Below are 16,510 nucleotides of genomic sequence, written 5' to 3'. Positions count from 1 at the left end.
GCGTCAAGGTCAAGGGGCGACGGCACAGCCGGTAACATGGTCGCCACGGCAGACGAGTCGGCCGGGCGGCCGCGTCGGGATCTCCGGATCCCGCCGAGGAACGTCCGGGCTCCACAGGGCAGGGTGGTGGGTAACGCCCACCCGGGGTGACCCGCGGGACAGTGCCACAGAAAACAGACCGCCTGGGGCTTCGGCCCCCGGTAAGGGTGAAACGGTGGTGTAAGAGACCACCAGCGCCTGAGGTGACTCAGGCGGCTAGGTAAACCCCACCCGGAGCAAGGTCAAGAGGATCCGTCCCCGGACGGGTCTGCGCGAACGCTCGAGGGCTGCCCGCCCGAGTTCGCGGGTAGACCGCACGAGGCCGGCGGCAACGCCGGCCCTAGATGGATGGCCGTCTCCCCGGCGACCGCGAGGTCACCGGGTGACAGAACCCGGCGTACAGGCCGGCTCGTCTGCCGTTCCCACCCCGTTCGGGGTGCCGCGAACACGAGAACCCCCCGCCCGTACGGGCGGGGGGTTCTGTGCGTGCACCGGTCCGCCGGCCTCCGTGCCTAGCGCAGGTGCGAGGTGTCGTTCAGGAGGCGGACCGAGGCGTTGCCGTCCCCGTAGTAGGCCACCGCCGACAGGGAGGCCGCCGACAGTTCCATGCGGAACAGGGATTCCGGCGGGGCGCCCAGGGCGAGGCGGACCAGGATCTTGACCGGGGTCACATGCGTGACCAGGAGGACCGTGCGGCCGGCGTGCTCGGTGAGGAGCCGGTCGCGGGTCGCCGAGATCCGGCGGGTGGCGGTCGTGAAGCTTTCGCCGCCGCCGGTCGGGGCCGCCCGCGGGGAGTCCAGCCATGCCTGGAGGTCGTCGGGGTAGCGCTCGCGGACCTCGGCGAAGGTCAGGCCCTCCCAGGCGCCGAAGTCGACCTCGCGCAGGCCCTCTTCGACCGTCACCGTGAGGCCGAGGCGGTCGGCGACGGCCTGGGCGGTCTCGCGGCAGCGGCGCAGCGGGGAGCTGATGACCGTCTGCACGGTGCCGCGGGCGGCCAGTGCCTCGGCCACGGCGGACGCCTGGCGCCGCCCGGCCGGCGACAGCTCGGGGTCGCTGCCCCCGGTGCCGGAGAACCGCTTCTGCGGGGTGAGGGCGGTCTCGCCGTGCCGGAGCAGCACGAAGGTGGCGGGCGTCCCCAGGTCGGGCCCCCAGCCGGCGCCGCCGGTGCCTCCGGCGGCGGGCCGGGGCAGGCCGGTCCCGGCCGGGGCGGATACCGCTGCCGGGGCCGGGATCAGGCCCGGTTCGGCGAACAGCGTGTCGGTGCCCGCCGGTTCGGCGGAGGCGGCGACGCGGGCCGCGCGGGTGTCCGCGGCCTCGGTGGAGGCGAAGGCTCCGGAGGCCGGGCCGGGCGCGGTCGCAGCCGCCGGTGCGGTGGCCCGCGTACCCGGGCCCGAGGCCAGGGCCGCGCGGACCGCCGCGGCGCCCTTCGCCGCGTCTCCCGGCGGACCGGCCGGGGCTGTGGCGGCGCCGCGGTCGAGGGCGGCGGAGGACGCCGACGGCTCCCACTGCCTGCCGCGCTTGCCCGCGTCCATGGCCTCGTTCGCGAGCCGGTCCGCGTGCTTGTTCTTCTCGCGCGGGATCCACTCGTACGTCACCTGGGCGCGCGGCAGGATCTTCGCGGCCTCGGCGGCGAGCGGCTTCATGTCCGGGTGCTTGATCTTCCAGCGGCCGGACATCTGCTCGACGACCAGCTTGGAGTCCATCCGGACCAGGACCTGCGCGTCGGACGCCAGTTCGCGGGCCGCCTTGAGCCCGGCGATCAGGCCCTTGTACTCGGCCACGTTGTTCGTCGCGACGCCGATGTACTCCGCGCGCTCGGCCAGCGTCTCGCCCGTCGCCGGATCGAGGACGACCGCGCCGTAGCCCGCGGGCCCCGGGTTGCCCCGGGAGCCGCCGTCCGCCTCCACGACGAACCGGACAGACCTCTGCATCAGATGCCCGAGTCGGCCGTACGGACCAGGATGCGGCCGCAGTTCTCGTGGCGCACGACCTGGTCACGGGCCGCGGCCTTGATCTCGTTGACCTCGGCCATGTCGAGCTCGAGGCGGCAGCCCTCGCAGCGGCGCTGGTAGAGGCGCGCGGCGCCGACCCCGCCCTGCTTGACGCGGATCTTCTCGTACAGGGCCATCAGGTCGGCCGGCATGGAGGTGACGATGACCTCGCGGTCCTTGGTGACCTTGGCGGCCTCGGCGTCGAGCTCGCCGGTGGCCGCGTCGCGGCGCGCGGTGGCGTCGGTCAGCTTGGCCTCGAGCGCGGAGACGCTCCCGGTGAGGCCGGTGACCCGCTCCTGCGCGGCCTCCAGGCGCTCCATGACCTCCAGGACCACGTCCTCCAGGTCGCCCTGCCGCTTGGCGAGGGAGACGACCTCGCTCTGCAGGTTGGCCAGGTCCCGGGCCGAGATGCCCACGCCGGAGTCCAGTCGCTGCTGGTCGCGGGCGGCGCGCTGGCGCACCTGGTCCACGTCCTGCTCCGCCTTGGTCTGCTCGCGCGCGGCGTCGCTGGCCTGGGTCTGGGCGGCGACGAGCAGGTCGCGCTGCTGGCTGAGGTCCTTGGTCAGCGAGTCGACCTCGGCGTGCTCGGGCAGCGACTTGCGCTTGTGGGCGAGCTGAGACAGCCGCACGTCCAGGGCCTGGACGTCGAGAAGTCGGATCTGGTCGGCGGGCTCGGCGTTCAGTTGGGGGCTCCAGAGATAGAAGGGTGTGTGACGGACGGCGCGTGCGCCGTCCACGGGTCGGTGACCGTGCGCGAGACGTGGGTGCGCAGACCCCAGCCGTGGCGCTCGGAGATCGCGTCGAGCTGGGCCGCTGCCTGCTCGCACCAGGGCCACTCGGTGGCCCAGTGGGCGGCGTCGACGAGGGCGAGCGGGCTCTGCTCGCGGGCCTCGGAGACCGGGTGGTGGCGCAGGTCGGCGGTCAGGAAGGCGTCCACGCCGGCGGCGCGGACCTGCTCGAAGAGGCTGTCGCCGGAGCCGCCGCTGACGGCGACGCGGCGGATCAGGGCGTCCGGGTCGCCGGCGACGCGGATGCCCTGGGCGGTCTGCGGCAGCCAGGCCGCGGCGCGTGCGGCGAACTCGCGCAGCGTCTCGGGGTGGTCCAGTTCGCAGATCCGGCCGAGGCCGCGGCGGCCCGCGGGGTCGGTGGGGTCGGGCACCAGCGGGCCGGTGATCCGCAGGTCCAGGGCGCCGGCGAGGGCGTCGGAGACTCCGGGGTCGGCGGTGTCGGCGTTGGTGTGGGCGACGTGCAGCGCGATGTCGTTCTTGATCAGCGTGTGCACGACGCGGCCCTTGAAGGTGCCGGCCTCGACTGTGGTGGTGCCGCGCAGGTAGAGCGGGTGGTGGGTGACGATCAGGTCGGCGCCGAGCTTCACGGCTTCGTCGGCGATCTCCTGTACGGGGTCCACGGCGAACAGCACCCGGGAGACCTCGGCTTCGGGGTCGCCGCAGACGGTGCCGACGGCGTCCCACTGCTCGGCCCGCGAGGGCGGCCAGAGAGCGTCCAGCGCGGCGATGACTTCAGAGAGACGGGGCACGGTGCAAGGCTACCGTCCGTGGCGCCCGCCCCACGGCCCGACCGCTCGTGGGCCGGGCCGGGGGCCCGCTCGGGGACGCGGCCGCGCCGGCCGCCTACTTCACGAGGAAGCCGCGCAGGTCGTCGAGGACCTTGTCGGCCGCGGTCACGCCGAGGCCCAGGTACCAGGTCTCGTCCGGGACGCCCTTGGCGTGGCCCTGCTGCACGGCGCCCAGGTTCTTCCACAGCGGGTTGGCCTCGGCGGAGTCGCGCTTGGTCTTGTCCTTGGCCCCGTAGACGCCGGTGAAGATCCAGTCGGCGGCGGCCTCGTCCATCCGCTCCGGGCTGATCTCGACGGCAAGGTCCTCGACCTGCTGGTTCTGCGGGCGCGGGATGCCGGAGTCCTTGAGGACGGTGCCGATGAAGGAGGCCCCGGCGTACAGGCGGGTCTTGCCCGGCATGTAGCGCAGCATCGTGACGGTCGGCTTCTTCTCGCCGAGGTCGGTGCCGAGCTTGGCCGCCTTGGCCTGGTAGGCGTCGAGCTTGGCCTTGGCCTCGGCGGTCTTGTCGAGCGCGGCCGCGTTCAGCAGGTAGTTCTCCTTCCACGGGAAGCCGGGGCGGATGGAGAAGACGGTCGGGGCGATCTTCGAGAGGGCGTCGTACTTGTCCGCGGCGCGCAGCTGGCTGCCGAGGATCAGGTCCGGCTTGAGGGCGTTGATCGCCTCCAGGTTGAGGCTGTTGATGGTGCCGACGGACTTGGGGTCGCCGGCGTCCTTCTTCAGGTACTCGGGAATGCCCTCGTCGCCCTCGGACGGCGCGTAGCCGACGGGCTGCATGCCCAGTGAGACAACGTTGTCCAGCTCGCCGACGTCCAGGACCACGACACGCTTGGGGGCGGCCTTGAGCTCGGTGGAGCCCATGGCGTGCGTGACGGTGCGCGGGAACTGCCCGGCCGCGGCGGTGGTCCCGAACGCGGCCGTCCTCTTGGCGGCCTCGCCGAACTCCTTGCCGCCCTGTGCGACGGCCTTCTTGTCGCCGCCTCCGGCGGGGGCGGGGTCCTTGGCCCCCTTCGCGTCCTGGCCGCCGCACGCGGTGAGGGCGAGCGCGGCGGCTGCGGCGAGGGCGACGGCGGCGGTTCCGCGGCGTCGGAAGGACATGTCACATCTCCAGGGGTGGGGGGCGGGACCGGCCAGGGATCGAGTTAGGCATACCTAACCGGATGCCCACCCTAAACGTCCCGCTCTCACCCAGCACAATCGCCGCCGCACGCTCACGCGAACCGCCGCCCGGCCACCCGTACGTGTGAAGCGGGGTTGGTCGTGTTGTTCGGGAGGAAGTGCGAAAACTAGCTTCCTCACCGGAGGTGACGCACGGATGACTGTCTGTGCCATCGAAACGACGATCACGGCCCCGTTCACGATCGCCGCGGACGGGGCGTACGCCGCCCGGCTCGCCGGGAACGGCGAGGCGCTCTACGCGGAGCGCTGGACCCTGGCCGGGCCCGAGCCGTACGCGGTGCCGCTGCCGCTCGCGCAGCCCGAGGAGGCCGACAGCGAGGTGCTGCCGCTGGCCGACGGGCGGGTGCTGATCCACCGGCGGGTGGCGGACCGGCACGCCTTCGCCCTGCTGTACCCGACGGGCGCCGCGGCGGGCCCGCGCACCGGGGAGCTCCAGCTCGGCGGGGTGGAACGGGAGGACGGGGTACGGGTCCGCCTGCTGCCCCCGTCCCCGGACGGGCGCGGCGCCTTCGCCCTGGCCGCGGGCGTGGCCGGCACCACGGTCTGGCAGGTGGCCGGCGGCGCCTTCGGGCCGCAGCGGGTGGCCGAGGTACCCGGCCGCTGCTCCGGCGGCGTCTGGCTGGACCGGACGGGCCGGCTGCTGGCCCTGGACCGCGAGCTGGACGGCACCACGAAGGCCGTGGCCGTGGACCTGGAGCGCGGCGGCGAGGTGTCCCCGCTGCTGCAGATCGCGGAGGGCAGCGAGGACCGGCTGCTACTGGCCGACCCCGACAGCGGGCTGCTGCTGATCCGCTCCGACGCCCCCGGCGAACCGCGCCTGGGCTGGGGGGTGCTGGGCAGCTCCCTGCCGGTCCGCTTCCCGGAGTGCCTGCGCCACCAGGACGCGACCCCGTTCGCGGTCCAGCCGGGCCAGGCGCTGATGCCGGAGACCTGCGGGGTCGCGCTGCGGATGGGCCCGTCGGGGGAGGGCGGCATCGGCCTGTGGCGCCCCGCCGACCGGCACGTCTTCCGGCTCGGGGCGCCCCAGGGCTGGCTGGGCGGGACGGGGCTGTGGAGCACGGAGGGCCGCCTGCGCCTCCCGTACGCGACCCCGGACGTGCCCTGCGGGATCCTCGGGCTGGGCATTCCGCTCGCCCCTCCCCCGCCGGTCCGCCTGGACCCCGTACCGCCGCCCGCGCCCCGGCCGGTACCCCTCCAGCAGGCTCCGCTCAGTCGTGCTTGAGGCCCAGCACCTCCGTCGCGGCGAAGGTCTCGTTCGCCGGGCGGGAGTCGTAGTGCGGGGTCAGGAGCTCGTCGAGCTCCTCGAAGGAGAAGGCCTCCTTGGTCGTGTCGAACTTCGCGGCCACCTTGGGGCGTTCCATGACGACGACGATCCCGCCGTGTACGACGAACAGCTGCCCGTTGGCCTTGGCCGCGGCGGGTGAGGCCAGGTAGCCGACGAGCGGGGAGACGTGCTCGGGGGCGAGGGCGTCGAGCTTGCCCTCCTCCGGCACCTGGAAGCCCGCGAAGACGTCCTCGGTCATCCGGGTGCGGGCGCGCGGGCAGATGGCGTTGGCCGTCACCCCGTACTTCGCGAGGGCCAGGGCGGTGGACGTGGTCAGGCCCACGATGCCGCCCTTGGCCGCCGCGTAGTTCGGCTGGCCGGCCGAGCCGCCGAGGAAGGCCTCGGAGGAGGTGTTGACGATCCGGCCGTAGACCGGGCCGCCCGCCGCCTTCGACCGCTCCCGCCAGTGCACGGACGCGAAGTGCGTGGTGTTGAAGTGGCCCTTGAGGTGGACCCGGATCACCGAGTCCCACTCCGCCTCCGACATGGAGAAGACCATCCGGTCGCGCAGGATGCCCGCGTTGTTGACCAGGATGTCGAGCTTGCCGAAGCTGCCGACGGCCAGCTCGACGAGCTCGCGCGCCTGCTCGAAGTCGGCCACGTCGCCCAGGTGCGCGACGGCCTGCCCGCCCGCCGCCCGGATCTCCGCGGCCACCTCCTCCGCCGGCGCGGCCGAGGCCTCGCCCGAGCCGTCGCGGCCGGGCTGCCCGAAGTCGTTGACGACCACGCTCGCGCCGAGCCGCGCGAGTTCGATCGCCTCGGCCCGGCCGAGCCCGCGCCCCGCGCCCGTGACGATGGCGGAGAGCCCCTCAAGTGGCAGTGACATCCGTACGGTTCCCCTCGGAATCGGTGGAACGGGTCAGAGTTCGATGCAGGTGCGCAGGGCCGTGCCGGTGCGCATCTGGTCGAGGGCGTCGTTGATCTCGGCGAGCTGCACCCGGTGGGTGATCAGGCCCGCCAGGTCGACCCGGCCGGCCCGCCACAGCGCGATGGTGCGCTCGTAGGACCGCAGGACGTCGCCGCCGCCGTACATGGACGGGAGGATCTTCTTCTCGTCGAAGAAGAGGGAGAACATGTCGACCTGGTAGGTGTCGTCCATGGCGCCCGCGCCGACGATGACCACGCTGCCGCCGCGCCGGGTCATCTTGTACGCGGTCTGCGCGGTGGCGGACTTGCCGACGACCTCGAAGACGTAGTCGAAGCCCTCGCCGGCGGTGATCCGGTTCTTGGCGTCGTCGAAGGCGTCCGGCGCGACCGCCTCGGTGGCCCCGAACCGCAGGGCCGCGGCCCGCCGCGACTCCACCGGGTCGACGGCGATGATCTGCGCCGCGCCCTGGACCTTGGCGCCCTGGATGACGGATATGCCGACGCCGCCGCAGCCGATGACGGCGACCGAGGAACCGGCCTCCACCTTCGCGGTGTTGATGGCCGCGCCGAGGCCGGTGGTGACCCCGCAGCCGATGAGCGCGGCGATGTCGAAGGGCACGTCGTCGGGGATCGGCACGGCGCACGCGGCGTCGACGACGAGCTCCTCGGCGAAGGTGCCGGTGGCGGCGAAGCCGAAGATGTCGCCGCCCGCGCGCTTGAAGTTGGGGGTGCCCGCGTTGACCAGGCTGGCCAGGCACAGGTGGCCCTGCCCGCGCTTGCAGGACGGACAGTGGCCGCACGGCGGCAGCCAGCAGACGAGGACCCGGTCGCCGATGCCGAGGCCGGTGACGCCGTCACCGACGTCCGAGATCACTCCGGAGCCCTCGTGGCCCGGGATGAAGGGTGCGGGCTGCGGCAGGACGCCGCTCATCGCGGAGAGGTCGGAGTGGCACAGGCCGGTGGCCTTGATCCGGATCTTGACCTTGCCGGAGCCCAGGCCCACGGCCTCCATGTCGTCGACGACCTCGAGCTTGTCCTGGCCGATCTCGCTCTGCAGTGCTGCGCGCACGGTGCGGCTCCTTAAGTCCTTGCGGTCTCGTGCTTACGAGTGTTCGACGACGGTGTCGGCGAGGACCGGCGCGTCGTCGCGGTCGGCGGCGCTGACGGCCACCAGGACGCGGCCGGTCTCCTGCCACATCCGGATGCGCAGGGTCTCGCCGGGAAAGACGATCCCGGCGAAGCGCGTGCGGTAGGCGCGGACCCGGGACACGTCCCCGCCGAGGGCCGTGTCGACGACGGCCTTGAGCGTCATCCCGTACGAGCACAGGCCGTGCAGGATCGGCCGGTCGAAGCCGGCCATCTTGGCGAACTCCGGGTCGGCGTGCAGGGGGTTCCAGTCCCCCGAGAGCCGGTAGAGCAGGGCCTGCTCCTCGCGGATCGTGCGCTCCTCGACGCGGTCCGGCGCGCGGTCGGGGAGCTCCTCGCGGACCGAGGGCCCGCGCTCCCCGCCGAAGCCGCCCTCGCCGCGTACGAAGATCTGCGCGTCGCTGGTCCACAGCGGCCCGTCGGCGTCCGCGACCTCGGAGCGCAGGACGATCACGGCCGCCTTGCCCTTGTCGTAGACGGCGGCGACCTTGGAGCTGGAAGTGGCCTGCCCCTTGACCGGGATGGGCCGGTGCAGCTCGATGGAGTGGCCGCCGTGCAGGACGTGGGCGAGGTTGACCTCGATGCCGGGCTGGCCGAGGCCGCCGAGCATGGCCATGCCGGCGCCGGCGACGGTCGCGAAGCTGGGCAGGACGTGGAGCTTGGATTCGAGGGTGTAGCGCAGTTCGTCGGGGTCGGTGGCTCCCCGTTGCCCGTTCGAGGAGGTACCGGCGCCGAGGCCGAGGTGGTAGAGCTGGATGTCCTTGTGGTCCCAGCCGATGTCCCCCTGGCGGGGGTCTGCGGCGAGGGCCTTGGCGGCATCGATCGGCATGTGGATGCTGCTCCCTGTCGTGGAAACGGGGGCCTTGGAAGACCTCGGTGCGGCCGTCCGCACCGTCGGCCGCACCGAGGTCGTATGCGGGCCGGCCCGCGGTGCGTTCTAGAACGCGTTCTAGGACCGGTGAAGGAATGTATAACGCACGCCCCAGCACTTGGGAAGACTGCTGACTTCACGTCAGATAGGCTGTTCCGGTGGACGAAATGCCCGTTGCGCACCGCCCTGCCCGATCCCTGCGCGTCCTGCTGCACCCGCCGAACCCGGCCCTGGCCCTCCAGCTCGGCCTGGAGCCCGACATCGAGGTCGTACGGGACCTGACGGCACGCCCGGCCGTGGCCCTGGTCGAGGACGCCGGAGCCGTCACCGGGCTGCTGGCGGACGATCCGGAATGCCGGGTCCTGGTCCTGGCCGGCTCGGCCCGGCCGGGCCTGCTGGACGCGGCCCTCGCGGCGGGCGCGGCCGGGCTGGTCCTGCGCGACGGCCCCGTCGAGGACCTGGCGGACGCCCTGCGGCGCGCCTCACAGGGCGAGACGGTGATCGACCCGGCGCTGGCCGGGCCGTGAGGTGCCGTACGCGACCCGCGGACCGCGGACGTGAGGCCTCGCGAGGGACCCCTCACGCCGCCGCGGGGGTGAAGGGGAACAGGGCGTCCGCCCCGGGCCGCACGATGCCGTAGCTGCTCTCCGGCACCTCGTTCCAGGCACCGGGCAGGTCGCCGAGGGGCTCGGACACGATGAGCCGGGTCTCGTCCGAGATGTCCTTCAGGTACCCGAGGTCGGGGTGCAGCCTGCGCAGCGTCTCGACCCGGCTGCTGTAGAACAGCGACCGGGACTTGTGCTCGCTGGAGTAGCGGAAGGCCCAGACCCGTTCGCCGTCGGTGATGGCGAGCGTCATCTGCAAGGGGAACTCAACCCCGTGGGCGCGGCCCGCCCGCTCGACCACTCCCGCCATCGTGGCGACGGCGGCCGGCGGGTCGTCCTCCAGGCCGAAGGTGAGGGCCAGGTAGAACATCACCTCGGAGTCGGTCGTCCCCTCGATGTCGGCGAACAGGGCCGGATCGACGAGCAGGCACAGCTCCCGGCGCATGAGGTGGAAGCCGGCGACGGACCCGTTGTGCATGAACATCCAGCGGCCGTGCCGGAACGGATGCGAGTTCGTCTGCTGCACCGCCGTGCCGGTCGACGCCCTGATGTGCGCGAAGAAGAGCGGGGAGCGGACATGGTCCGCGATCTCCCGCAGGTTCCGGTTGTTCCACGCGGGGCCGATGTCCCGCAGGACCGCCGGGGTGTCGGTCTCCTCCGTCTCCGTGTACCAGCCGACGCCGAAGCCGTCACCGTTCGTCGTCTCCACGCCCAGCTTCGAGTGCAGGCTCTGATCGATCAGCGAATGCACCGGTTTGTACAGGATGGTGTCGAGCAACATCGGCGTTCCTGAATACGCGAGCCATCGGCACATGCGCCCTCACCTGCAGTCCCCTGGAGCCCGTGGACCCTCCCATTCTCGGCTCCTTCCCCGGGGCGCGCCACGCGAACGCGCCCCGGGGAAGGAGCACCCACCGCCTACCGCCTCAGCAGCGTCACCACCGCCGCCCCGCCCAGCCCGATGTTGTGCGCCAGGCCCACGCCCGCGCCGGCGACCTGCCGCGCCCCGGCCTCCCCGCGCAGCTGCCACACCAGCTCCGCGGCCTGCGCGAGCCCGGTCGCCCCCAGCGGGTGGCCCTTGGAGATCAGGCCGCCCGACGGGTTCACCACCCAGCGCCCGCCGTAGGTGGTGGCGCCGCTCTCCACGAGCTTGCCGGAGGCCCCGTCCTCGCACATGCCCAACGCCTCGTACGTCAGCAGCTCGTTGACCGAGAAGCAGTCGTGCAGCTCGATCACGTCCACGTCCTCGATGCCGAGACCCGAGGCCTCGTACACCTGGCGGGCCGCGGCGGCCGTCATCGGCTTGCCGACGACGTCGATGCACGAGCCGCCGAAGCTGGCCTCGGTGTCCGTCGTCATCGACTGGGCGACGATCTCCACCGCCTTGTCGTGCAGCCCGTGCCGCACCACGAACCGCTCGGACACGACGAGCGCCGCCGCGGCCCCGTCCGAGGTCGGCGAGCACTGGAGCTTCGTCAGCGGTGCGTGGATCTCCTTCGCCGCGAGGATCTCCTCCACCGAGTACACGTCCTGGAACTGCGCGTTCGGGTTGTTCGCCGAGTGCCGGTGGTTCTTCGCGCCGACCGCCGCGAGCTGCGCGGCCGTGGTCCCGTAGCGCTCCATGTGCTCGCGCGCCGCGTTCCCGAAGATCTGCGCGGTGGGCGGGGACATCTCGAAGCCGTGGGCCGCCGCCATGATCCCGTAGTGCCGGGCCACCGGAGAGGTCTTGAAGGAATCATCAGCGGCTCCGCCGTCGGCCCCGCCGCCCAGCGCGCCGCGCTTCATCTTCTCGAAGCCCAGCGCCAGCACGCAGTCGTTCAGTCCGCCCTCCACGAACTGCCGCGCCATCATCAGCGCCGTCGACCCCGTCGCGCAGTTGTTGTTCACGTTGTAGACCGGGACCCCGCTCAGCCCCAGCTCGTACGCCGCCCGCTGGCCGGCCGTGGAGGCCTGGAAGCAGTAGCCCACCGGCACCTGCTCCACCAGCCCGTAGTCCACCCCCGCGTCCGCCAGCGCCGCCGTCCCGGCCTCCTTGGCCATGTCCCAGTACTGCCAGTCCCGCGACTCCGGCTTCTCGAACTTCGTCATGCCGACGCCCACGATGTACGACTTCATGCCCGACAACTCCTAGTCCCTGGGTAGGCCGAGAATCCGCTCGGCGACGACGTTGAGCTGGACCTGCGTGGTGCCCCCGGCGATGGTCAGGCAGCGGGACATGAGCATCCCGTGCACCGCCCGCTCCCCCGCCCCCTCGCGCACCGCGCCCGCCGGGCCCAGCAGTTCGAGTGCGAGCTCCGCGGTCCGCTGCTGGTGCGGGGTCTGCGCGAGTTTGCGTACGGAGGCACCCGCGCCCGGCTCCAGCCCCGACACCTGCTGGAGCGTGGTGCGCAGCCCGATGCAGGCCAGCGCGTGCGCCTCGGCGGCCAGCGCCCCGATCCGGGCCCGGTGGGCGCCGTCGAGTTCGGCCGAGCGGGCGATCAGCGCTTCCAGGCCGGTGTCGGAGGTCATCTGGTCGGCCATGTGCACCCGCTCGTTGCCGAGGGTGTTGCGGGCCACCTTCCACCCGCCGTCGGCCGCCCCGACCAGCGCGTCCGCCGGCAGCACCACGTCGTCGAAGTACACCTCGTTGAACAGGGCCTCGCCGGTGATCTCCTTCAGCGGCCGGATGTCGATGCCGGGCGTGCGCTTCATGTCGACGACGAAGTAGCCGAGCCCCTTGTGCTTGGGCGCGGCCGGGTCCGTCCGGGCCAGCAGGATCCCGAAGTCGGCGCTGTGCGCGGAACTCGTCCACACCTTCTGCCCGTTGACCCTCCACGAGCCGTCCTCGGCGCGCTCGGCCCGCGTCCGCAGCGAGGCCAGGTCGGAGCCCGCCCCCGGCTCGGAGAACAGCTGGCACCAGGTCACGTCCCCGCGCAGCGTCGGCAGGACGTAGGCCTCGCGCTGCGCGTCCGTCCCGTAGGCGAGCAGCGAGGGCACCACCCAGGTGGCGATGCCGAGGTCGGCGACCTTGACCCCGGCCGCGCGCAGCTCCTGCTGGACGACGAGCTGCTCGACGGGACCCGCGCCCAGGCCGTACGGGGGCGGGAGGTAGGGGGCCGCGTAGCCGGTGGGGGCCAGGATCCGCCGGGCGGCCGCCGGGTCGAGCCCGCGCGCGTCCTCGATGGCGGCCCGCGCCTTCGCCCGGTGGGTCTCGGCCTCTTCGGGCAGTTCCAGCCGCAGCTCCCGCCGGGCGCCCGCCGCCGCGAGCCGCACGGCCCGTACCCGGTGCCCGTCGCCCGGGCCCAGGAGCTGGCGGGCGACCAGGGCCCGGCGCAGGAAGACATGGGCGTCGTGCTCCCAGGTGAACCCGATCCCGCCTAGCACCTGGATGCAGTCCTTGGCGCAGGAGTAGGCGGCGTCCAGCGCGGTCCCGGCGGCCAGCGCCGCAACGAGCGAGCGCACCTCGGCCGGCTCGTCCATCACCTGCGCCGCGTCCCAGGCGAGCGCCCTGGCCTGCTCGAGGCGGACCAACATGTCGGCGCACAGGTGCTTGATGCCCTGGAACTGCCCGATGGGCCGGCCGAACTGCTCGCGCACCTTCGCGTACTCGGCGGCCGTGCGCAGCGCCCAGGCGGCGGTGCCGCAGGCGTCGGCGGCGAACAGCGCGCAGGCCAGGTCCCGCACCAGGGCGGCGTCCAGCTCCAGCACCCGGCCGGGCGGGGCGGTGACCCCGCGCGCGTGCACCTCGGCGGTGGGCCGGGTCGGGTCGACGCTCTCGTGCGTACGGATGTCCAGCGCGGCGGCGTCCACGGCGAACCAGCGGGTGCCGTGCGCGGCCTCGGCGGCGAGCAGGACGAGGTCGGCCTCGCCCGCGCCGAGCACCGGGGGCGCGGCGCCGTCGAGCAGGTACCCGCCGCCCTCGACGGCGACGGCGGTCAGGCTCCCGGGCCCGAGGGCCACCGCCCCGACCCGGCCGTCGAGCGGCGCGGCCCCGGCCCGGTCCAGCAGGACGGAGGCCAGCGCGCTCGGCAGGTACGCCCCGGGCAGCGCCGCCCGGGCGGCCTCCTCGACGACGACCGCCAGGTCCAGCAGGGTCCCGCCCTCCAGGTGCGGCTCCAGCAGCCCCTGTGCACCCATGGCGTCCCAGTAGGCGGGCCGCGCCCCGGTCTGCGGCGGGGTGTCGAGGAGTTTGCGCACCTCCTCGGGCGGAACGGCCCGCGCCACCCATCCGCGCACCGCCTCGGCCAACTCCCGCTGCTCTTGCGTGATTCCGATGCCCATGCGCGGCAGACTAGAACACGTTCCAATCTGACGGAAGGTCAGATTGGAATGTTCCCGCCGACCGCACCCGGGCGACGCCCCGGCCCGGTCCGAGTGCGACGCGAAACACCCCCGCCCCGTACAACCATGAGCCGGGGCAGCCGGTCTACCCAGCGATCTTCCGGCTGATCCGAAGGACCCCGCATGCGACCGAAGTTGCGCACCGCCCTCGCCGCCCTCACCGTGGCCTCCGCCGTCGGCGGCGGCCTGCTGCTGCCGGCGGGGACGGCGGCGGCCGCGCCGGGACCGGCGCCGAGGCCGGCGCCCGCGCCCGTACAGCGGGCCGACTTCAACGGCGACGGCTTCGCCGACGTCGTCGTGGGCACGCCGTACGCGCACGTCGGCGGGGTGAAGGGGGCGGGCCAGGCGGTCGTGCTCTACGGATCGGCCGACGGGATCACGGCGGGCGACCGGCAGCTGCTCACCCAGGGCGAATCCGGCATACCCGACGGCCCGGAGGCGTACGACGGCTTCGGCGGCGTCTCCGCGGCCGGGGACTTCGACGGCGACGGCTTCTCCGACCTGGCCGTGACGGCACACGGCGACAACGACCACACCGGCCTGCTCACGGTCACCTGGGGATCCAAAACCGGTCTGACCGGCGGAGTCACCCTCGACGACCCCGACCGGCTCGCCAGTCCCGCCATCCAGAACCGGCGCACCTGGGGCGCGAAGCTCGCCGTCGGCGACTTCGACGGCGACGGCAGGGACGAGCTCGTCGTGGCCGCCTCCACCAACACGACCGCGGACGGCACGCTCTACACCTTCGCGGCCATCGCCCGGTCCGGCGCACAGCCCGCACCCGCCAAGACCCAGCTGGGCTTCCGCCTCTCGCAGTACCACGAAGGCATCGAGAGCGGGGACGTCAACGGCGACGGCCGCGACGACCTGGTACTGGCCGGTGTCGTCTCCGGCCTCAACCACTACGTGCCCGGCAGCCCCACCGGCCTCCTCCCCGCCGCCGCGCAGGCCCTCGGGGCCGGCGACGAGCAGGCCATCGGGGACATCAACGGCGACGGGTACGACGACGTCGTCATCGGCGACCGCTCGGGCGGCAAGGGCGGCCGGATCCTCGTCGCGTACGGCTCGGCGGCCGGACCGTCCACGACCCCCGTCGTCGTCGACCAGGACACGCCCGGAGTGCCCGGCGCGAGCGAGCAGGGCGACGGGTTCGGCGTGTCCGTCGCGCTCGGCGACGTCGACGGCGACGGGTACCAGGACCTGGCGGTCGGCTCCTACGGGGAGTCCCTCGGCCCGGTCCCGCTCGCCGGCGGAGTGCACGTGTTCCGCGGGTCCGCGGTCGGCCTCGTCACGCGGACCGGGGTGCAGGCGGTCAACCGCACCTCGGCGGGGGTGCCGGGCGACGCGCGGCGGGCCGAGCAGTTCGGCATCGAGGTCGCGCTGACGGACCCGGACCGGGACGGGCGCGCGGACCTGGTCGTCGGCGCGTCCGACGCCGACGGCGTCCACAGCGGGTCCGTGACCTACCTGCCGTCCAACGGCGCGAAGGTCGCCGCGCCCGGCGCCCGGCTGATCCTCCCCGGCCAGGCCGGCCTGACCGCGACCCCCGGCCTCGCCTTCGGCGCGCACTTCGCGCGCTGATCGCCCGCGGGGCCCCGACATGGACCACTACTCGGCGGTAGGGCACCATGGGGCCGCCACACCGGGCCCGCCCGGGCCCACCCGGACCCGCCCACGCACCCACCGCCGGAGGAACCATGGCCACCCCCAAGCCGGAGACCCTCGCCGCCTTCGAGGCGGCCAAGGGGTTCATGTCCGTACGGGAGGGGCTCGCCCTGTACGAGGCCGCCGTCGCGGCCGCGGAGCTCGGGCTGCCGCTGCTGGAGGTCGGGACGTACTGCGGGCGCTCGACGATCCTGCTGGCCGACGCGGCCCGCGAGGCCGGGGTCCCGGCGATCACCGTCGACCACCACCGCGGCAGCGAGGAGCAGCAGCCCGGGTGGGAGTACCACGACCCGACGGTCGTGGACCCGGAGGTCGGCCTGATGGACACGCTGCCGACCTTCCGGCGCACCCTGCACCGGGCCGGGCTCGAAGACCACGTGATCGCGATCGTCGGCCGGTCCCCGCAGGTCGCGGCGGCCTGGGGCGGGCCGCTCGGCTTCGTCTTCATCGACGGCGGCCACACGGACGAGCACGCGACCGGCGACTACGAGGGCTGGGCGCCGCACCTCGCGGTGGGCGGGACGCTCGTCATCCACGACGTCTTCCCGGACCCGGCCGACGGGGGCCAGGCCCCGTACCGGATCTACCTCCGCGCCCTTGCCTCCGGCGCCTTCGAGGAGGTCTCGTCGACGGACTCCCTCCACGTCCTACGCCGCACCGCACCGGCCCCCCGCGCGTAGCCCCCGGCGAAGCCCAGCCCCTGGCGGCAGACCCCGCCCCCCTGTCGCCTCAAACGCCGGCGGGGCTGGGTTTGTCCCCTCAACCCTGATCGGTCTGCTGGCCCCGTCCCCCTAGACCCCCTGAGCGGGATCGGTCTGCCGGTCGGTCCGCGGGGTCCCTCCGGGGCGTCTCCTCGGCTCGCGCACCAAGCCACGTCCCGGCCGCCGAACCCAGGTTGCGCGCTCGTCCTGCGGGGACACCCCTACACG

General features: G+C 73.6%; 14 protein-coding genes and 1 other RNA gene. 5 read left to right on the top strand and 10 right to left on the bottom strand.

Features of this window, described 5'->3' with window-relative positions:
• The first annotated feature begins 53 nt into the window (after positions 1 to 53).
• An RNA gene (gene rnpB / locus ACFWP3_RS34150) (RNase P RNA component class A) lies at positions 54 to 455 on the top strand.
• 96 nt (positions 456 to 551) lie between these two features.
• On the opposite strand, the gene ACFWP3_RS34145 is transcribed toward rnpB, so the two are convergent.
• From ACFWP3_RS34145 to ACFWP3_RS34130, 4 genes are all read right to left on the bottom strand, one after another.
• A complete protein-coding gene (locus ACFWP3_RS34145) occupies positions 552 to 1,970 on the bottom strand; it encodes a bifunctional RNase H/acid phosphatase (RefSeq protein ID WP_384228928.1) in 1,419 nt (472 codons plus the stop codon).
• Positions 1,970 to 2,713 (bottom strand): C4-type zinc ribbon domain-containing protein, encoded by a 744-nt coding sequence (locus tag ACFWP3_RS34140; protein ID WP_362310330.1) that lies wholly within the window; start codon positions 2,711 to 2,713, stop codon positions 1,970 to 1,972. Before ACFWP3_RS34140 ends, ACFWP3_RS34145 begins: the two co-directional genes overlap by 1 nt.
• Complete coding sequence (locus ACFWP3_RS34135) at positions 2,710 to 3,567, bottom strand: Nif3-like dinuclear metal center hexameric protein (protein ID WP_384228926.1); 858 nt, start codon at positions 3,565 to 3,567, stop codon at positions 2,710 to 2,712. The genes ACFWP3_RS34140 and ACFWP3_RS34135 overlap by 4 nt, the downstream gene beginning before the upstream one ends.
• Positions 3,568 to 3,661: 94 nt before the next feature.
• The gene (locus ACFWP3_RS34130; RefSeq protein WP_384228924.1) at positions 3,662 to 4,702 is read right to left on the bottom strand and encodes an ABC transporter substrate-binding protein; all 1,041 of its coding nucleotides are present in this window, start codon (positions 4,700 to 4,702) and stop codon (positions 3,662 to 3,664) included.
• A gap of 217 nt (positions 4,703 to 4,919) precedes the next feature.
• On the opposite strand from ACFWP3_RS34130, the gene ACFWP3_RS34125 reads away from it, so the two are divergent.
• Entirely contained in the window at positions 4,920 to 6,005 is a 1,086-nt protein-coding gene (locus tag ACFWP3_RS34125; protein WP_384228921.1) for a hypothetical protein, read from the top strand.
• Here the strand turns inward: ACFWP3_RS34125 and ACFWP3_RS34120 are convergent.
• Genes ACFWP3_RS34120 through ACFWP3_RS34110 form a run of 3 tightly spaced genes read right to left on the bottom strand, consistent with a single transcriptional unit; the run spans position 5,992 to position 8,949 of the window.
• On the bottom strand, positions 5,992 to 6,933 hold the full coding sequence (locus tag ACFWP3_RS34120) for a 3-oxoacyl-ACP reductase (protein ID WP_384228919.1): 942 nt from the start codon (positions 6,931 to 6,933) through the stop codon (positions 5,992 to 5,994). The two genes, ACFWP3_RS34125 and ACFWP3_RS34120, sit on opposite strands and share 14 nt — an antisense overlap.
• A 33-nt stretch (positions 6,934 to 6,966) precedes the next feature.
• On the bottom strand, positions 6,967 to 8,043 hold the full coding sequence (locus tag ACFWP3_RS34115; protein ID WP_384228917.1) for a Zn-dependent alcohol dehydrogenase: 1,077 nt from the start codon (positions 8,041 to 8,043) through the stop codon (positions 6,967 to 6,969).
• Positions 8,044 to 8,076: 33 nt separating this feature from the next.
• Positions 8,077 to 8,949, bottom strand: a complete 873-nt coding sequence (locus ACFWP3_RS34110; protein WP_384228915.1) for a MaoC/PaaZ C-terminal domain-containing protein — start codon at positions 8,947 to 8,949, stop codon at positions 8,077 to 8,079.
• A gap of 209 nt (positions 8,950 to 9,158) precedes the next feature.
• Between ACFWP3_RS34110 and ACFWP3_RS34105 the strand changes: the two genes are divergently transcribed.
• Positions 9,159 to 9,518 carry a DNA-binding response regulator gene (locus ACFWP3_RS34105; protein ID WP_384228966.1) on the top strand — a complete coding sequence of 120 codons (360 nt, stop codon included), beginning with the start codon at positions 9,159 to 9,161 and terminating at the stop codon, positions 9,516 to 9,518.
• Between the two features lie 52 nt (positions 9,519 to 9,570).
• Here ACFWP3_RS34105 and ACFWP3_RS34100 read toward each other — a convergent pair whose 3' ends face one another.
• The 3 genes from ACFWP3_RS34100 to ACFWP3_RS34090 form a co-directional block, all read right to left on the bottom strand.
• Positions 9,571 to 10,410 (bottom strand): class II glutamine amidotransferase, encoded by an 840-nt coding sequence (locus ACFWP3_RS34100; protein WP_384228913.1) that lies wholly within the window; start codon positions 10,408 to 10,410, stop codon positions 9,571 to 9,573.
• 104 nt (positions 10,411 to 10,514) lie between these two features.
• Positions 10,515 to 11,711: a lipid-transfer protein gene (locus tag ACFWP3_RS34095; protein ID WP_384228911.1), complete on the bottom strand. Its 1,197-nt coding sequence runs from the start codon at positions 11,709 to 11,711 to the stop codon at positions 10,515 to 10,517.
• Positions 11,712 to 11,723: 12 nt separating this feature from the next.
• Positions 11,724 to 13,856: an acyl-CoA dehydrogenase gene (locus ACFWP3_RS34090; protein WP_384228909.1), complete on the bottom strand. Its 2,133-nt coding sequence runs from the start codon at positions 13,854 to 13,856 to the stop codon at positions 11,724 to 11,726.
• Positions 13,857 to 14,039: 183 nt separating this feature from the next.
• On the opposite strand from ACFWP3_RS34090, the gene ACFWP3_RS34085 reads away from it, so the two are divergent.
• Positions 14,040 to 15,497, top strand: coding sequence for an FG-GAP and VCBS repeat-containing protein (locus ACFWP3_RS34085; RefSeq protein ID WP_384228906.1), 1,458 nt, complete (start codon positions 14,040 to 14,042; stop codon positions 15,495 to 15,497).
• Positions 15,498 to 15,613: 116 nt separating this feature from the next.
• Positions 15,614 to 16,261 (top strand): class I SAM-dependent methyltransferase, encoded by a 648-nt coding sequence (locus tag ACFWP3_RS34080; protein ID WP_384228904.1) that lies wholly within the window; start codon positions 15,614 to 15,616, stop codon positions 16,259 to 16,261.
• The last annotated feature ends 249 nt before the right edge of the window (positions 16,262 to 16,510 follow it).

This window comes from Streptomyces sp. NPDC058525, assembly GCF_042719495.1.
Lineage (GTDB): Bacteria > Actinomycetota > Actinomycetes > Streptomycetales > Streptomycetaceae > Streptomyces.
This window is presented reverse-complemented; position numbering and strand designations above follow the sequence as displayed.